Origin of the sequence: Lactobacillus sp. M0396, from assembly GCF_016101625.1 — a bacterium.
Lineage (GTDB): Bacteria > Bacillota > Bacilli > Lactobacillales > Lactobacillaceae > Lactobacillus > Lactobacillus huangpiensis.
In genome coordinates this window covers 23,742-41,257 of record NZ_JACFQE010000007.1, presented here as the reverse complement: position 1 = coordinate 41,257, position 17,516 = coordinate 23,742, and the positions used below count along the sequence as shown (strand labels likewise).

Genomic DNA, 17,516 nt, shown 5'->3' with positions numbered 1-17,516 from the left:
TTATGATAAGTTTTTGTCATAACATTTTTTCTCTTACTAGTTAGAAAAATAAAACCCCATAATTAGTGATTCTAATTATGGGGAACATTTTAGTCGCTTAGGAACTTAAGTAATTAAAAAATTGATAGATTTAATTTAGTTTTTATATTATATAGAGTAGAAATTAACTTTCTTTACATATTTGTTTTTACCTATTGTGTAGTACTTCTTAAATCCTATCTTTATTGCACTACCATAAGTTTCTACTTTCTTACCCTTTTTCAAAACTTTATGTCCTACTCTCTTTCCCTTCCTATTGTATATGTATGAATTATGACGAAGTTTGCGATCCAATCCATCAATATTGCCAGCTGCTATAAAGCGACTATTTCCTAAATCATAGTATTCTTTATTATTAATCACTTTTTTACCAAGGACCATTACCTTAGAGCCAGCTTTTAGAACACTTTCATCTTTTCTTTGACTGTTTTCATCATAAATATATGCATTATGCATCAAGACTTTACTTGTCTTAAATTTATTATTGTCTGTGTTTTCTTTATCCTTGTCCTTATTTGGTTCTGTCTGATCCGATGTATTTGCTGTTGGAGAAGTGATATTGCTATTTGTGATATTACCTGTATTGCCAGAGTTACCTGTATCATTATGCTGATTCTCAGCTTTTTCTTTAACTTTAATGCTAATTGCTTCAGTATCTTCAGGCTCATATTCCAAAGACCCCTTGTTCACCAGCATTTGATCTTTAAGACCAAAAGTAATAGTTTTCCCGTTCAATGGTTTTAACGCAGTAAACTTAATTGTGGCAACAGTTCCATAACCATTAAGCAGTGGTGCTTCTCCTCTATTACCATAAATTACAAATATATCCGTGCTATTATCTGAATGAGTCTTATTCTTAGAGAAACTTGTCATACTTCCTGTTAGGCTTCCATTTTGAATGCCTTCAAATTTTAATTCTTGCGAACTATATGGCAGTCTAGCAGACAGAGTATTGACATTTTTCAAATTACTTGCACTAATAGTTACAGTGACTGTATCACCTTCATTATAGCTGTTTTTATCTGTAGAAATAGTAAGCTTACCTGAAGGGGTAACTTTGGCACTTTCATCAATATTTGCTGGTGGATTTCCTAATTGAGTCAAAACATAATTGATATCAAACGCATCAATCATTCCGTTTTGATTAAGATCACCATTTTCAACATAGCCATCAAAATCATTATCTTTACCACGCGTCTCTCCCGCATAATTGGACAAGGAAGTTACATCATTATCATCTATTACGCCATCATTATTAATATCTCCAGGAAGTACAGCTTTAGTACCATCTTTTTTGTAAAGCAAAAATTCTTGACCAGAGACAAATTTATTATATGTGCTGTTTTGTGGGATTATAAATTTTACCCAATAAGCCTTTGTACCAGGTGCAAATTTTATTTCCTTTTTATCTTTATCATAAGACCAGTTTGAACCACTTCCTGCTTCTTTCCAATGAATGCCATCAACGCTAGTTTGAATATTCATGGCCTTTATCATGCCGTTTTTACCACCATCATCTCTTGGTACATAAACAAAACGGTCAAGATCAGTAATTCCATCCAAATGAGTTGTAATAGTCATTGGTGTAGCATCTTGTTCTGGACCCGATGTAAACCAATTGGTATGTGCTTGACTAGTTAGATCGCCGTCAAATAAATTTTCACCAGGTGTACCAGATTGCCAGATATTAGTACCTTTAATATTTGACTCTGTATTGACATAAGTAACTTTCACAGCATTTTTAAGTTCATCTTCATTTGACTTAAATGTTTGAATATCACTCCAAGGAGAAACAGCTGTTTCAGTTACAGTCTGTACTTGGAATGTATGCTGTGAATTTGGCTTTAGGTCAGTTAATATAAATTCCGGTTTCTTAATGTTAGTATACAAAACATTATCAACTTTTAAGTTATAACTTTGACTTCCGTCAACTGGAGTCCATGATATAGCAATAGTATTTTGTGTAGTCTTATCAGAATCTTGTTTAATATCCGAAGGGACTTTTACTTCCGAGCTTTCATCAGGAATTTTATTTACAGGATTTGCATCTTCACTGATACCGTCAAGTGACACTACAATTCCATTTTGAGTAACATCAGTTTTATCAAGTTTAATACGTAAAAAGCTTTGTTTAAGACCTTCACCCATATCTTTCAAATATGAATTTGTTAAATAAGAATTATCTAGGAAATAAACATTAGTAGATTTCTGATAATCCTCTAGGTCACTTGCTTGCCGTAGTTTGACATCCTTTGAACCTATCTTAACAGTAATAGTAGTAGGGTTAGACTTAGTTCTGATATCAAATTCTGTAGTCTTATTAGGATTCATACCTTGATAAGTACCCTTTGTAGGATCGACTGTAATTGTCAGCTTAGAGCCATCTAGCGCAGAATGAATCTGAGTTCGTGTGTATTTTTCATTTTTGTATTGTGCAGAAATTCCGTCATCATCATAAACAGTAAAATTACTATTTCCAGAAGGATAAATTTCAAATTCACGTCTATTCTCTTTCAGATTTAGATAATCTTTTGGCGTATTCGTTGCTGGTGCAACTGGAATAATAGCTCCTGCCTTAACAAAAACAGGCAATTTCCAAATTGGAGCAGCAAAATCATTAAGAACTTGACCACCTTGATATTCTTTTCCAGTATAATAGTCAATCCATATTTGGTTTTTATCAGGTAAATATATTCCATTACGAACATCATTTCCTTTTTCATCACTTGCCGTGTTTTGATAAATCGGCGCAACCAGGAAATTATCACCCCAAAGATATTGATATTTTACCAAATTAGTGTAGGCCTCAGGATAATCTGGGTAATCAAGAAACATTGCTCTAACCATTGGCTTGCCAGCAAAAGTTGAATCTGCAGCTATACTATAAATATATGGCATTAACATTGATTTTTGTTTCAAGTAAGCTCTATTAATATTAGTAGTATTTTCATCAAATGCAAATGGATTTTTAGGATTATAACCCCAGCCATCCATATTTAATTGAATCGGAGTAAATGCTTTCCATTCATATTCCCTAGCGTTAACAATTGGATTTTCACCACCAAAAATGCCATCCATATCTGATGCAGAGTTAGGTTGACCTGAAAGTCCTGATCCAATATACGTAGGTATTTGGAAACGAATATATTCCCATTCTCCTCCTGTTTCATCACCTGTCCAAACAGCTGCCGTATTTTGCGTACCAGCCCAACCGTCCACAGTAATAATAAATGGTCGTAAAAGATCACCCTTAATCTTGTTAATCATGCTTGCAGCAGTTTGAGTTGCATTAAGGCCAAAGGAATAACCATAACCTACCCAAGCCACATCAGTTTTTAATGCAGTAACACCATTTTGAATTTCTTTTTCAAAGTCGCGGTCACTAGGCTTAGGATTTGCAGGATCAACAGGTGATAGATTTTGCTGAGTCCACAAACCTACTTGCAGCCCTTTCGAATTAGCATAATCAATAAATTCTGCTAAATTTGCTAGATTGCCCTCTAACGAGTCAGTTTGACCATAACCTGCGCCATAGCCGTCATTAGGTAAGAACCAACCAATGGGCATATCATGAGATAAATATTGATCAATCATTGCCCGTGCACTGAATTGATAACTAGTTCCTCCATTTTCACCATTTAAAGTTTCGCGAATTGCTTTATCCTTTAAATCAGCCGGAAGATCAGCAGGCTGATATTCCTTATAGTATTTTCCATCTGGATATTTTATGGCACCAGAAGTTCCTTCGGGAACTTCAACCCAGTAATCACGGTTATATGCGTTTAGGTGCGCTTCGTAGAAACCATAGATTGGTGTCAAAGCAGGTAATCCAGTTAGCTCTTGGTAATCATGAATCAGGTCGTAAGAGGAGTCATCAAAGAAATAAATTGCATCAAATCTATTTTCATTATGAGTTGTTGCTATATTTCCATCTGACATGCTATCAAAGTCATAACTACCTGGTGCAAAAGTATTACGCACGACACCATATCCCTTAGATGACCAGTAAAATGGATTAGGAGACGCTACACCTTGATCAACCCAGTTATTGGTATTTACAATTTGAATTTTGTCACCGGTCAGATTGAACCTACCATTCTGAGTTCCTCCACCAAAATAATTACTACCTTTATCGTCTTTTAGTGTTTGTGTACTTGAATCATCAGTAATAGAAATTGGCTTATCCTCTTGTAAAATCACCCTATTTCCTTTACTTACGCTCATAGTTCCCGCTGTCTTATCAAAGTTAATATCAATTGTACCAGTTGACAACTTCCAACCATTTTCAGTTTCCTCATATTTTGTAGCTTCTAATCCACCCGTTCCATAAGCATCTTCTTGTAGCATTTTTGCATTTAAATCTTTTTGAGATTGTTCAGGATCGCCATATTCTTTCTTGGGATCTATATAATAACGAAACATCTTTGGACTTAATACATATAGTCGTGCTACTTGTCCATTAGTATAAGTAACTTCAAAATATTTATCTTTCTTTTCAATGCTAGTAATGACATTTTGACCAGTTTCATCAGTACTTACTTTACTTTGTGTCTCTTCAGTTTGTTTGTTAGCATTATTGTTTTGAGAATTTTCTATTGTTTCACTATTAGTATCATTGTTTTGATCGTTTTCTATTGTTTCATTATTGTTAGCAATGATCTTTTTAGTTACTTTTTTAGTTTTTATAACGGAAACTGATTTCTTATTTTTTCTAGCCTTTTTTAAAATCTTCTTATTCTTCTTTACATGCTTTTTATTTTTTGTAGACTGATGAGTAACCACCTTGGCACTAACAACTTGAGAAGGACAATACATAATCCCAATAGAAATCGATGTTAGTGCTATTGAAGCAACACCCACTCCAATTCGCTTAAAAGAATTATGTCTGTCCTTATTTCTTATTTTTGCTGTATTATTAAAATTATTTTGTTTCGACATTATTTTTCCCCTTTTGTTAATTATTATTTGTTATCTAGAAAGCGTTTTACAAATATATTATATTATCTTTAGTTCTATAAATAAACAGCTATTTTTAATATCTTGTCCACCCATGCTTTAATTTTATTTATATATTATTTGTTATTTTTTAAGAAAAATTAACAATTTAAACTATTGAAGTATAGTTTTCTTATCTGAATTTTAAAGGAAATTTATTTATCTCTGTGATAAAATTATTCTTAGTTATTAGTTTTATATAGGTACACAAATATGACTTTTATTTATACTTTAAGATACATGCTCGATCCAAGAGCAAATACTCCAGCAAAAAACGAAAAACTAATTGAATTTGTAAAAAAAGCCAAAATCGATGATGTTGCCTTTTTTATAAACGGTGAAGAATTAAACCATAGTCACTTAACTAAAAATGAGACTCAAGTATGGTTGAATGCTATAAAGCCCTTACAAAAGGAACTTTCTAAAATTGGTGTAACAACTAGTTTAAATCCCTGGACAACCATTATGCACTCAGATCGAGGCTACCGAGTTAATCCTGAAATCGGCTTTAATACTTTTGTTGATATTGATGGTAATAAAGCCAAAGATATGGCTTGCCCAGCTGATCCAACATGGCGTAAATATTTAGCAAATACCTACGCACAATATGCCAGCATCCATCCCCGCAGGTTATGGCTGGAAGATGATTTTCGTCATTACAACCATTCACCCCTCAAATTAATGTGCTTTTGTGATTATCACATGCAACTATATAACGAAAAATTAGGCAAAAAGGAAACGCGTGCAGAATTTGTTAAAAAGATGTTGCAGCCTGGTGAACCAACTGAGGAAAGACAGATTTACCTTGATCAGGCTCGTCAAGAGATGATTGAAACCGAGCGTATAATTGAACAAGCTGTTCACAAGGTTAGTCCTGAGACAGATCTGGCACAAATGACTTCCTATCCTGATTGGCATGCTCTTGAAGGTCGTGATTGGGACAATTTATTTAAGGCACAGGCTGGAGAAGGTCATCCCAAGGTAGCTCGGCCGCATTTACCTGCTTATAATGAAGTTGCACCATTACAATACGGCAGATATTTTGAAGAATATACTCGCATTACTGCTGCATTTTTAGGGGAAAATGCCGAACTATACCCTGAATTGGAAAGCTATATGTATTCTCCATTAGTTAAGTCAAATGCGTTTACCTCATTTCAGATTATTACTTCCGCCCTAATTGGAAGCCAGGGAATTTTACTTAATTTATTTGACATGATGGGCAACGGTATCAATGATAGTTGGCACTATGCAGAAATGCTCGCTCAAATTAAACCGTTTGTTAACCAGCTATTAGCAAATCGCTTGCCGATAGACCACTTAAGAGGAATAAAAGTTTTGGTTGATCAAGACTCTAGTTACTTTTTGCAAACTAAAACTGGTAAAAATGTCGAGGAACTTTTACCTCACGAAAAGAATTGGGCCAGTCTTTTGGGGGCTTTTGGTTTTGCTACAACGATTCTGCCTATCAGCAAAAAAACTTCATTGAAAAATGAAGTAGTTGCTATTTCTGGTCAGCTTTTACGTAATTTGTCAAATTCACAAATTAATGAATTAGTTAAAAACAATTTTGTGTTGCTTGATGGTGAATGTGTCCAAGTTTTATTAGACAGAAATTTAGGCAATTTACTGCATATTGAAAAAGCCGAGTGGCATCCAGTTCGTTCAAACTATCAAGTTTTTGAACAGGCAGATGGACAGATTGTTGACGGAGTTGAAAGTCCGCGAATTACAATGTTGCAGCAAACAGGAAACTATTTAAAAATTGAATATCAACCGCAAAGTTTTGTAAAAGTGTGGTCTTTTGCTTATAATGCAATTGATGAAAAATTAGGTAACGTCATGGCCGTTATTGACCAGCATATCGTTATACTCCCAATGGATCAAGATACACGCTATGGCTGGGAATCTCAATTTACTACATACAAACAGGGTCTGTTGCAACAAATACTTGATAGTGTTACGCCAGTAGACTATTTATTGGGAACGCCAAATGTTAAGCTGTTTATTGAAAATGATGGTCAAAAAGCTTGGTTAGCCAACTTTACTTTAGATGGCTATCAACAAATAAAATGGCACTTATCTGCACCACTAACAAGTAATGAAGCTACAATTATTAGGAAAGTCAATAACTCTGTCAGGAAAACAAAAGTCCACATTAATGTTGAAAATGGTATTGCTATTATTAATGAAACTCTAGCACCATTAGAGACAATCCAAATACTGTTTTAAATTTAATATAAAAAATAGCGCCTAGTTTTAAAACTAGGCGCTATTTTTGTTTATAAGTTTACTTTTTCATATTAGCCAACATTTCAGTAACATCGACAATTCCAGCTTTACCAGCAGTTACAAAATCAGTTTCCGCACCACTCATTTGACTATTGAGCCATTCGATTACCAGTGGTAAATTCATTCCCGAGATTAAACGAATCTTTTGACCACCCATAATCATGCGACTAACTACATTAGCTGGGGTTCCACCCATTAAATCAGCAAAAACCGTAATATCTTCGATATTCATTCCTGAAATTTTTTCTTCAAGCTTCGACTTAAAATCATTTGGGCCTTCAGATGGGAGCAAACACACTGTATGCACATGTTCTTGCTTGCCCATAATCAATTCGGCACTATCTTTTACGCCCTCTGCCATTTTCCCATGACTAATTAAAATTAATTCTTTTTCTGCCATTCTCTATCTTTCCATTTAATACTCAATACTATTTAGTTTAGAGCTATTACAATATCTGAATTATATCTTAGCAATAACTCCAAGACCACCTAAAACAATACAAAGTACTAAAACAATAAAGATTGCTTTGGTTGAAGTCATGCCTTTCTTACCCAGTAGCCAGTATATAAAGCCAACAACAGCAGCAGGTAAAAGCTTAGGTAGGATCATATCCAAATTATTTTGAACATTCATAGTAACTTTGCCGATTTGTGGTGCCCAAGAGAACTTGATATTAACCATAGTGGCAACAAGTGCACCAACCATAAATACACCCAAAACTGTAGCGGAATCAGTTAAAGCGTTTAAACGGTCTCTCATGTCAGTAACAAGAGAAACACCTTTATCATAGGCAAAGTGTAGTTGCTTCCAACGGAAGACACAAATCAAAAGGCAGGCAATTACCCAAATAAATACACCAACTGGGTTTCCTTGAGTAGCCATGGAAGCAGCCAACGCACCGAAAATAGTTGGAATTAAAGAGGCAAAGATTGAGTCACCGATTGCGGCGAAAGAACCCATCAGACCAACTTTAATACCCGTAACAGTATCTTTCCCTTCGATACCTTCATTTTCCTCAACAGCAAGATCTAGACCAGTAATAATAGTGTTAAAGAAATTAGAAGTGTTGAAGAACTGCATATGAGTCTTCATCATTTCCTTTAATTCGGGGGTGTCATCACCATAAATTTTTCTCAATTGCGGCAAAATAGTATACAAGTAACCACTATTCTGCATTCTTTCGTAGTTCCAACCTAACTGGTAGCCAAACAAAGATCTGCGGTTAATTTGATTAAAGTCTTGATCAGTTAATTTATATTTTGGTTTAGAGTTCGTCATCAGTAATCTCTCCTTCATCATCATCAGAGCTTGAACTTGTATCATTACTTTGACTTTCAGTACTCTGTACTTGAGCAGTACCTTTATTTATAGGAATATTCTTGTAATGTAAGATTGCAAGAGCTAATCCTAACATTGCAATAGCAAGCATTGGCAAGCCATTGAAAATAGTGGTGAAACCTTTGTTAACAGCCGACAGGCCTGTACCCAAAGCTTGCATTCCACTAAACAAAACTGAGAACAAAGTCGTAATTGTAAAGCCAAGGATCAAATATGCTGCATGTCTCTTAACTGGTAAGTACCGAAGCAAAACAGCAAAACCAACAGCTGGTAATGTAGCACCAGCAACAGTTAAACCATTACCCAGCCACAACAAGTCTCCATTTAAGGCATTTGCAATTTGTTGTACCAATCCTTGTCCAAAGGCTAATGCAATAAAGACAGGAACTGCACGTGAAAGTGACCATGGAATTGCACCATATAAAACATTTCTTTCAACTGCCTTATAGTTAATCTTATCTTGATCAATCAAGTGATCAATTCTGTGTGAAAAGTAAGTGTTTGCAAATCTTGCCAAAACGTCCAATTCAATCATAATAGCAGCAACTGGAACAGCAATTGAAGAAATAGCTGTTTGAGGACTCATACCTTTAATACTAGTTGAAAATGCTGTTGCCAAAACTGTACCGGTAGTAGCGTCAATTCTTGAAGCACCACCAAAAGTACCGATACCTAAAACTGTCAACTGCATTGACGCACCGATAAACAAACCGGTAGGCAGATCTCCCATGATCAGACCGGCGATCAATCCAGCACCAACTGGTGTGTTTAATGATGAATAAATTTGCAATTCATCTAAAATTTCTAATCCTGCATACAAGGTAAGCAGTAATATTTGCCACCAAGCCATTTTTCTCCTCCTACTTCATCTTTTCATTAATTAATTTCATCAAATCCCGTGACTCAACACTAGGATTTAATTGGGCAATTAAGTTAACGCCTTTGCCAGAAATCTCTCTAAAAACATCGGCTTCATGCTCATTGATATTAACTTGCTTAGTTAATTCAGTAGTGTTATCTTGTTTGGACATATTACCAACATTGATGGTGTCAAGCTTGATACCCATATTAAGCAAATCGAAAAATTTATCAGGTTTTTTTGCTACCAGAAACAGTCTTTGCTTACCGTAACGGTTTTTCTTTAAATGATCTGCAGCAACTTCTGTTGGTAAAACGCTCAATCTGGTAGACATTGGGGTAGCCATTCTAAGACCACTCTTTTGAATATCATCTTTAGCTGCTTTTTCGTCCAGAACAATAATCCGTTCTACTTGCAACTGGGGTGTCCATAAATTAGCCACTTGCCCATGAACCAAGCGTTCATCAACTCTTGCTCCCACAATATTCATGTTTTATTCCTCCTTATCTTTCAAGGAAATCTAAATATTACATAAAACGCTTTCACACTTTATGATAAGGTACCAACCAATTTTTGTCAACATGTATTTTTATATTTAAAACGGTTATTATTAAAAACATATTTTTACCTTTAGTACCCATAACAAAAGCACATTAATTGAATTCGTGAATTGTAACACCCTTAACTACACGATTAACTGTACCAGTTGGTGATGGCGTGTCGGGCTTATTATTAACTTTAATAGAAGTTAATAGAGCAATTGTTTGACCAAACATTACGTCAGGTAATGCCAAGTAAGCATCAGGCAACAATTCTTTCTCAGCAAACATGAAAGATTTTCCTGAGAAATCCTGACCCTCCTTTTCCTGACCGACAGCCATCACCAGCGGTACAATTTGATCATCTTTAATTTCATTCAAAATATCTAAATCGTATTGTCTGGTATAAGTATTATTAGAAACAAAATCAAAAACAATTGTCTTTTTATCTAAGAATGACTTAGGACCATGGCGCAATCCCATTGATGTATCAAATAAAGCCGCTACTTCCCCTGCAGTTAATTCCAAAATTTTAAGTCGAGTTTCTTCAGCCAAACCGCCTAAGCTACCACTACCTATATAAGTAATTCGATTAAAGTCAATGTCAACTAAAGATTGAATTTCTTCCTCTCTGTCAATGACGCTTTTACCCATTTGGGCAATTTGATTAACAATATGTTCTTTCTTTTCGTCAGTCAAAGTATCAAACACAAGTAGTGCCATCAGGCTCATGCAAGAAAACGAACCAGTCATTGCAAAGCCCTGATCTAGAGACTTTTCAGGCATCAATAAGACAAGGCCGGTAGGATCACCTTCTAGATCCTGCGCCAAATGTCCTTCCGGAGCACAAGTAATTGCTATTTGATATAAATTCGTGACTAATTTTTTAGCTAATTCAACAGTAGCTACGGATTCAGGTGAATTGCCACTACGTGCAAATGAAACCAGAATTGTCGGAGTATCTTTTTCTAAATAATTTTCAGGAGTAGAGACAATTTTCGTGGTATCAATTGCTTCAAAATCGTATTTTTTTCTATCGCCATTTTTTTGTAAATAGGGCATGATTGTATTGCCGACATATGCACTAGTTCCGGCGCCTGTAAAAATAACTCTGACTTTACCCCATTTTTGATTTATTTGGTTCAAAAAATCAGTGATTTTAGTTTTGTTATTCTGATAAATAGACCAGGTTTGCTGCCATAATTCAGGTTGCTGCTCAATTTCACGGGTAGTAATTTTTGCACCCAATTTTTCTAATTCTGCATCTGTTTTTGAAAACATTTATTTTTACCTTCCTTTATAATATCTAAAATAAATCATTATATTGACGTGAACGATAAACAAACTTATCGCCTCTAGCTAAAGAAATCGTAAACTCAATTGGTACATTTTTATCATTAATAGTCTTGCGAAAAATCTTTAAACTTGGTGAGCCGACCTTCTCCGCCAGATTTCTGCTTTCTTCTTGATTAAGACAAACAGCTTCAACATCCTCAAACGCCATTACACTAATTTGGTCATATTTTTCTTTCATGACATCATAAAGTGGCTTAGCATTTAAATCGTTTAAACTAAGTTCGGAAAATAATTTCTCCGGTAAATAAGAGGTGCTAAAAATGCGCGGCTCATTGTCAGCAAGACGCAAACGAATAAGCTTATATGCTTTTTCATTTGAAGTTAGATTTAATTGTGCTGCAATATTATTATTTGGAATTATCAGTTCTAAACTTTGATTTTTGGTTGACGCTTTTTGTCCTGTTCGCTTTAATTCTTCTGAGAAAGAATACATCCCACCAATATTAGGTTGATCAAGAAAAGTACTTGAAACAAAAGTACCTTTACCATGAAGGCGATATATTAATCCCCTTTCTTCAAGATCTTGCAACGCCAATCTAATAGTATTACGACTAACACCATATTTAACTAGTAATTGCCTCTCACTTGGTAATTTAGCATTTGGCTTCATATCTTTTATTTGTTTTTCCAAGTCTAAAATAACTTGCCGATAAAGTGGTTTTCCCATTAATTCCCCCTCCTTATTAAACTGGTTGATACCACTTAAAGTTTATCAAAGAAAGCGTTTCATTGCAATTTGATTTTTTAGAAAATTCAACTTAATTTCTTTTGATTAAAATTGAATTTATATACACTAGTCAACAATATTAGCAATTAATGGAACATAAAAAGCATTGGAAAATATTCCAATGCTTTTTTCTTATTCAAAGGCTACTCCTTAAGAATCATTATTTAATGAACTTATTTCCTTTTGACAAAATTGCTCATCTTAATATACTTGTTAATTCCAATAATATAATATTTTTTATTTCTTATCTGACGAGGAGAGCCAAAAGTCAAAATTTTACGATTCTTTTTTAAAACTTTTTTATTTCTTCGTTTGCCCTGCTCATTATAAATATACGCATTATGAATAAGAACTTTTTTACTACCATCAATATTACCCGCGGCAATATACTTATTGTTATTTATAACATAAAATTTCCTACCTTTAATGGAAATTTTCCCATAAGTCAAAATTACTTTGCCAGAGCGAATCATCTTTACCTTGGTTTTTTTACCATTTTCATCATACACATATGCATTATGCATAACTTTCTTTTTTACTGCATGCTTCTTATTTTCTACCACAGTTTCGTCAGTTGCAGACTGATTACTGTTATCCTTACTGTTACTCGTCGGTAAACTAATAATATTTTCGTTACTTGTTTTATGATCAGAATTTTCGTAATTCTTGAAAAGCTCTTGATATGTAGGTGACTTTTCAACATTTACAGTATGTGGTGTATTATACGCCCCCTTTGCCTCGAGACTTACTTTACCTAATTTTGCACTTTGAGCATCAAGACTCCAAACTGCAATTGAAATTTTATTATGCCCTTGTTCATTTAATAAACCTGAAGGCAAATAAAATTCTTGTTGTGGTCCAGCATTATTAATATATTGGCCGTAAAGCCAGCCGTTAATATATATATATGCTCGATATTTTGCCCCGTTAGGGCCAAAAGTATCATCACTTATTTTTAAAGAAATAGGTACGTCATAATTTTGGGGAATATTTAGATCAAAATCTGTATTATACCAAGCAACTCCAGGCGACGATACCTGATCAGGTAAAGTTATTTTCTTCCAAGATGAAGAATCAAACCCGGGTAAATACCAGCCATGACGTTCACCATAAAGTCCGCCAAGGTTGTAAGATCCTCTAACTGTATCAGTTATATTTTCTCCATTTATATTGCCTTGAAGTTTCCATGTAACGTCAGCTCCATTTTCCCCTTCTCTTTCTACGCTGGCGTCTATAAGGCCTCTAGCAGTTTTTTGGGTATCCTTATTATTGCCGTCTTCATCGTGACCCATATTTGCAACTAAAACAGAAATTATATTGTCTTTGCCCTTTTCAAGCCATGAAGAGTCAATCGTAAAATCTTTTTGCTTACTTTCGTCTTTTTCCATTTCACAGCTACCCATAAAATGACCATTAAGCCAAACTGAGTATGCACCATAATTGCCCGTAATTGCATTTAATTTAATAGTTTTTTCTTTGCCATCTGAATTAAAGTGACCCCGATACCAGACATTACCATGGTGAAAGCCATAATCATCTGCAAATAAAACATGTTTACCTGTAAAATTAGTTATACTATTAGAACTGTCTTTGTTGGCAGTTTGCCAATTTGAGTCGTCAAATTTAGGATCAGCTTCGAAAGTCGCATCATGATATCGCCAATTATTCAGTTCTGGTAAAACAACTTTATCTTGATCGATTCCAGGAATGGATCCAACTTCCCATTCAGAACTACTTTTCGTATTAAGTGGTTGGCCATTCCAAGTTATTTCATTGATATCTTTAGGACAAAAAACTTTCATTTCAACCGCTTTTGAACTATCACCACTCAAATTCAGCGTTTTATTTTCCGATTTGGCAGTTCTAACTAAATAAGGTCCATCAATTAAAACAGTTCCTTGATCAGTTTTTTTCTCCCATAAGTTATTCATTTGATCATAAGATCCCATGATCAAACGTAATGATTTTTCATTGCTGGTTATTTGAACATTTGCGAGACCATCAAATTGATTAGATAAACTTAAAGTTTTATTATTATCATCCCATTTTACATCTACTTTTCCTGTCTTAACTTTCACATCTGGCTCTGAATCATATTTAAGTACTGTTTTATTTTGATCACCATTGCCACTATATACTACAGCCACATCATCACTACCATTAGAAAAGTTAGTAAAAATTTCATTAGTAGAATATACTAAATGCTGTTTACCAAAGTTATAATTGGCAATTATAACTTTAGAATTTTGTCCATTTATTCTTATTGGCTCTGTAGTATCAATTTCTCCTGTTTTTATTGGCAAATTATAAGTATCATCATTGTTAGAATTGGTTTTATTATGCCGGACAAAATAAAATTTTGTTTTTGTATCTGGATTTTCTCTTTGGATCAAATAAAATGTATTGTCTGAAGATGTATTTTCAGAAACCAGATCAGTTTTTGCAATTGGTTTAACACTTTGTAGCATTAATCCAATTTTCTTTTGTTGAGCTGTTTTATCATCTAACTGCCGATATTCATTAATTGCCGCGCCATAATCATATGAAGTATAACCGCCAGGGAAGGGCAAGTAGCCCCAAGATGTCCCCCCATAAGTCATATAGGAACTTATTATGGTACCACCTTCACCTATAATATGCTTATTAATAATATTTTCTGCAGCCGTGCCACGTTGTTCACGCCAATAACTGTAACCCTTTCCTGCCCAGGGATCAAACCAGCCATTTCCTAATTCAGCTAAAAAGATTGGTGATTTAATTCCCCAGCCTTTAGTATGTGGATCCTCAAAGGTATTTGGTAGTGCTCCAACATTACCTAAACCCGGATACCGATCAAAAGCATACATATCTGGTGCTCCTTTACCACTAGCCCATGTACCCTGCGGTCCACTTTTGTCATTATGAAATGTTGGAACGGTTATGCCATCTTTTTTGACTTTATTTTTCAAGTCTTCCATGTATTGTGAATCACGTTTCCAACCAGTATATTCATTTTCAATTTGATACAATATAACATTGCCACCATTAGTAATTTGATGTTTAGCAATAATGGGATCTATATGATCTAGCCATTCATTATAGCTTTGGGTATAGTCAGCATCTGAAGATCTGGCTCTTCCTTTTTGTGTTAGCAGCCACCCTGGAAAGCCTCCTGCGTCTGTTTCAGCATTAATATAGGGTCCTGGACGAGCTATAACATATAATCCAACATCTTGTGCCATTTTTAATAGCTTATCAACATTTCGAATCCCGGAAAAATCATATACACCCTGTTTTGGTGAATGAAAACCCCAATTAAAGTAAATTGTAACTGCATTGAACCCTTCTGATTTCATTTTTTCCAGGACATCAAGCCATAGAGATTGACTTGGCAAACGCCAATATTCAAATTCTCCTGAGTATATTGGAGTCCTTACTCCATTAATCATCAGTGAATACTTATCAAAAGTAACATTTGCCTTTTGACCCATTTCGGGCAAATCGTTTTCTGCAGCCAAAATAGTATTCTTTGTTGAAACACTCACAAGAAACAGTGTCACTGAGGCAGCTATTAGATTAATAAGCTTTTTTGCTTTTTTCATTTCTTAACTCCTTAATTTACTAAAAAACATAATCTTAAGGAATAACAATGCCGTCAGGACAAAATTTCCTAATGGCATTTAGCGTTATTTATTTACTTAGCTTATTGCCTTTCCAATCATAGTATTTTTGACTAAGGCGATTTTTAGGATTATCAAAAACAACAATACGATATAAGGCATAGATTGTACCAACCATGGCAATTAGACTTGTTATCCAATTCTTAAATAAAATCTGTAGCAAGTTAATCACAATTACAACAAATGACCAAAAAAGAATACGATTTCTTCTCGCCTTTTCATTAGCCGATACTTTTGTTTTTTTCAATTTGATCACCCTTAAGCCAAAACATATTAATGATTATTTAGCCTTTTTAGCTGCGGCATATTCTGCATTTCTCTTCTTCATTTGCTTTGCGTACCAAATGAATAAAAGAAGATATAAAGCTAAAGCAATTAAGGCATAAACAATAAACATTCCTTGTTGTTTCCAAGCATTTCCTACTAAGTAAGCTAAGAATTTTTCAACTGGACCTTCCATAGTAGTGTCTGAAACCAATGTATGTGCAGGAATGGCGGCACCTACTGAGTGGGCCATGTTAGTAACAAATGGACCAACCATAGTACCAGCCCAAAGGAAGATAGGTAATTCAATTGTTCCAATAATAATCATCCGAATAATTTTACCACGAGTAACAACTAGCAAAGCAGGAGTAACACCCATAGCGATGATACCACCTAAAGGCATTAATCTGTTACCTGGCAAAACCATTGCTTCAAGCATCATAATTGGAGCCAATACATTTGCGGCAGCCCAAATTTCAGAACGACCAGCTAAGAATGGCCAGTCAAGTCCAATATTAAAGGTACGACCGGAGAACTTCTTAGTGGCAAAATCAGCAATACCCTGAGACAAAGGCTCAACGGAAGCGATGAACCATGAACCAATTACAGAGAACAATTCAATACATGAACCACCAATAAATGATAGTGTAAACATATCTTTCCATCCCTGCTCAGTTGCAAAGTTATTACCTGCTAGCAAGGAAACGAACACACCAAGGTAAACACCAATAGCAAATCTGCTACCCCAAAAACCAATTTTCTCGTTCAATTTAGTAGAATCAAAGTCAAACTTATCAAGCCATGGCAAACATTTATCAAAGAACTTATTGAATACCATTATGATAGGATTCATCATATAGTTCATGTGCGTAGTAGTCATTGGGTTACCTTCAGGGGCATCTAATAAGTCATTAAATGTTGGCTTCATTAAGTCGGAGTTAATGATTTTCATTGTACCAATGAAAAGTACCAATAATGTTGATAACCAAAGAGGAGCACCAACATAAACACAGAATAAGCCATCAAATGCCAGATGCCAAACATCAAAGATATCTACGTCAAGAGTGTTTGTCTTGTTTAATACCAACAGAACAACATTCAAAATAATTAAAACTAACAGATAAAACAAGGTATATGGTGAACCCCAAGTTATAGTAGCAAGTGGTGCCCAACCCATATCTTGCATATCCATGTGAATGCCAGTGTGCTTAACGAATTGCAACATTGGTTTTTGAAATGCTGTAGTCAACATATTCATAACATTACCTATCGCTGTGATAGCAATAGCTAATTTCAAGCCACCTTCTAAGGCCTTAGTAAACTTGACACGAAAGAGTACTGCAATTAATGTTAAAACAATTAACATTATTGTGGCAGCACCCATATCAATTAAAGGTTTAAAAAGTGAGTTAGCGAAACTAATTATCCCATTCATTTTTATTTCCTC

Annotated in this window: 11 protein-coding genes; 1 reads left to right on the top strand and 10 read right to left on the bottom strand. The window is 34.7% G+C overall.

What is annotated here, in order from left to right; all coding sequences use genetic code 11:
* Window positions 1–147 precede the first annotated feature (147 nt).
* The gene (locus H3T43_RS08360; RefSeq protein WP_198213915.1) at window positions 148–4,977 is read right to left on the bottom strand and encodes an SLAP domain-containing protein; all 4,830 of its coding nucleotides are present in this window, start codon (window positions 4,975–4,977) and stop codon (window positions 148–150) included.
* Window positions 4,978–5,247: 270 nt separating this feature from the next.
* On the opposite strand from H3T43_RS08360, the gene H3T43_RS08355 reads away from it, so the two are divergent.
* Window positions 5,248–7,266: a hypothetical protein gene (locus tag H3T43_RS08355; protein WP_198213913.1), complete on the top strand. Its 2,019-nt coding sequence runs from the start codon at window positions 5,248–5,250 to the stop codon at window positions 7,264–7,266.
* A gap of 58 nt (window positions 7,267–7,324) precedes the next feature.
* On the opposite strand, the gene H3T43_RS08350 is transcribed toward H3T43_RS08355, so the two are convergent.
* From H3T43_RS08350 to H3T43_RS08310, 9 genes are all read right to left on the bottom strand, one after another.
* Window positions 7,325–7,726, bottom strand: coding sequence for a PTS sugar transporter subunit IIA (locus tag H3T43_RS08350; RefSeq protein WP_198213911.1), 402 nt, complete (start codon window positions 7,724–7,726; stop codon window positions 7,325–7,327).
* Window positions 7,727–7,786: 60 nt separating this feature from the next.
* Entirely contained in the window at window positions 7,787–8,605 is an 819-nt protein-coding gene (locus H3T43_RS08345; RefSeq protein ID WP_198213909.1) for a PTS system mannose/fructose/sorbose family transporter subunit IID, read from the bottom strand.
* The gene (locus tag H3T43_RS08340; RefSeq protein ID WP_198213907.1) at window positions 8,592–9,515 is read right to left on the bottom strand and encodes a PTS sugar transporter subunit IIC; all 924 of its coding nucleotides are present in this window, start codon (window positions 9,513–9,515) and stop codon (window positions 8,592–8,594) included. Before H3T43_RS08340 ends, H3T43_RS08345 begins: the two co-directional genes overlap by 14 nt.
* Window positions 9,516–9,525: 10 nt before the next feature.
* Entirely contained in the window at window positions 9,526–10,014 is a 489-nt protein-coding gene (locus H3T43_RS08335) for a PTS sugar transporter subunit IIB (protein WP_198213905.1), read from the bottom strand.
* A gap of 163 nt (window positions 10,015–10,177) precedes the next feature.
* Complete coding sequence (locus H3T43_RS08330) at window positions 10,178–11,344, bottom strand: SIS domain-containing protein (RefSeq protein WP_198213903.1); 1,167 nt, start codon at window positions 11,342–11,344, stop codon at window positions 10,178–10,180.
* Between the two features lie 25 nt (window positions 11,345–11,369).
* Window positions 11,370–12,086, bottom strand: a complete 717-nt coding sequence (locus H3T43_RS08325; protein WP_198213901.1) for a GntR family transcriptional regulator — start codon at window positions 12,084–12,086, stop codon at window positions 11,370–11,372.
* 233 nt (window positions 12,087–12,319) lie between these two features.
* A complete protein-coding gene (locus H3T43_RS08320) occupies window positions 12,320–15,727 on the bottom strand; it encodes a beta-galactosidase (protein ID WP_198213900.1) in 3,408 nt (1,135 codons plus the stop codon).
* Window positions 15,728–15,815: 88 nt separating this feature from the next.
* Complete coding sequence (locus tag H3T43_RS08315) at window positions 15,816–16,061, bottom strand: hypothetical protein (protein WP_198213899.1); 246 nt, start codon at window positions 16,059–16,061, stop codon at window positions 15,816–15,818.
* A 24-nt stretch (window positions 16,062–16,085) separates the two neighbouring features.
* On the bottom strand, window positions 16,086–17,504 hold the full coding sequence (locus tag H3T43_RS08310; protein WP_198213898.1) for a PTS transporter subunit IIC: 1,419 nt from the start codon (window positions 17,502–17,504) through the stop codon (window positions 16,086–16,088).
* Between the last annotated feature and the right edge of the window lie 12 nt (window positions 17,505–17,516).

What these genes read in the sequence shown, in the direction of transcription:
- H3T43_RS08360 (WP_198213915.1), bottom strand. Translation starts at nt 4,977, where the DNA reads ATGTCGAAACAAAATAATTTTAATAATACAGCAAAAATAAGAAATAAG.
- H3T43_RS08355 (WP_198213913.1), top strand. Translation starts at nt 5,248, where the DNA reads ATGACTTTTATTTATACTTTAAGATACATGCTCGATCCAAGAGCAAAT.
- H3T43_RS08350 (WP_198213911.1), bottom strand. Translation starts at nt 7,726, where the DNA reads ATGGCAGAAAAAGAATTAATTTTAATTAGTCATGGGAAAATGGCAGAG.
- H3T43_RS08345 (WP_198213909.1), bottom strand. Translation starts at nt 8,605, where the DNA reads ATGACGAACTCTAAACCAAAATATAAATTAACTGATCAAGACTTTAAT.
- H3T43_RS08340 (WP_198213907.1), bottom strand. Translation starts at nt 9,515, where the DNA reads ATGGCTTGGTGGCAAATATTACTGCTTACCTTGTATGCAGGATTAGAA.
- H3T43_RS08335 (WP_198213905.1), bottom strand. Translation starts at nt 10,014, where the DNA reads ATGAATATTGTGGGAGCAAGAGTTGATGAACGCTTGGTTCATGGGCAA.
- H3T43_RS08330 (WP_198213903.1), bottom strand. Translation starts at nt 11,344, where the DNA reads ATGTTTTCAAAAACAGATGCAGAATTAGAAAAATTGGGTGCAAAAATT.
- H3T43_RS08325 (WP_198213901.1), bottom strand. Translation starts at nt 12,086, where the DNA reads ATGGGAAAACCACTTTATCGGCAAGTTATTTTAGACTTGGAAAAACAA.
- H3T43_RS08320 (WP_198213900.1), bottom strand. Translation starts at nt 15,727, where the DNA reads ATGAAAAAAGCAAAAAAGCTTATTAATCTAATAGCTGCCTCAGTGACA.
- H3T43_RS08310 (WP_198213898.1), bottom strand. Translation starts at nt 17,504, where the DNA reads ATGAATGGGATAATTAGTTTCGCTAACTCACTTTTTAAACCTTTAATT.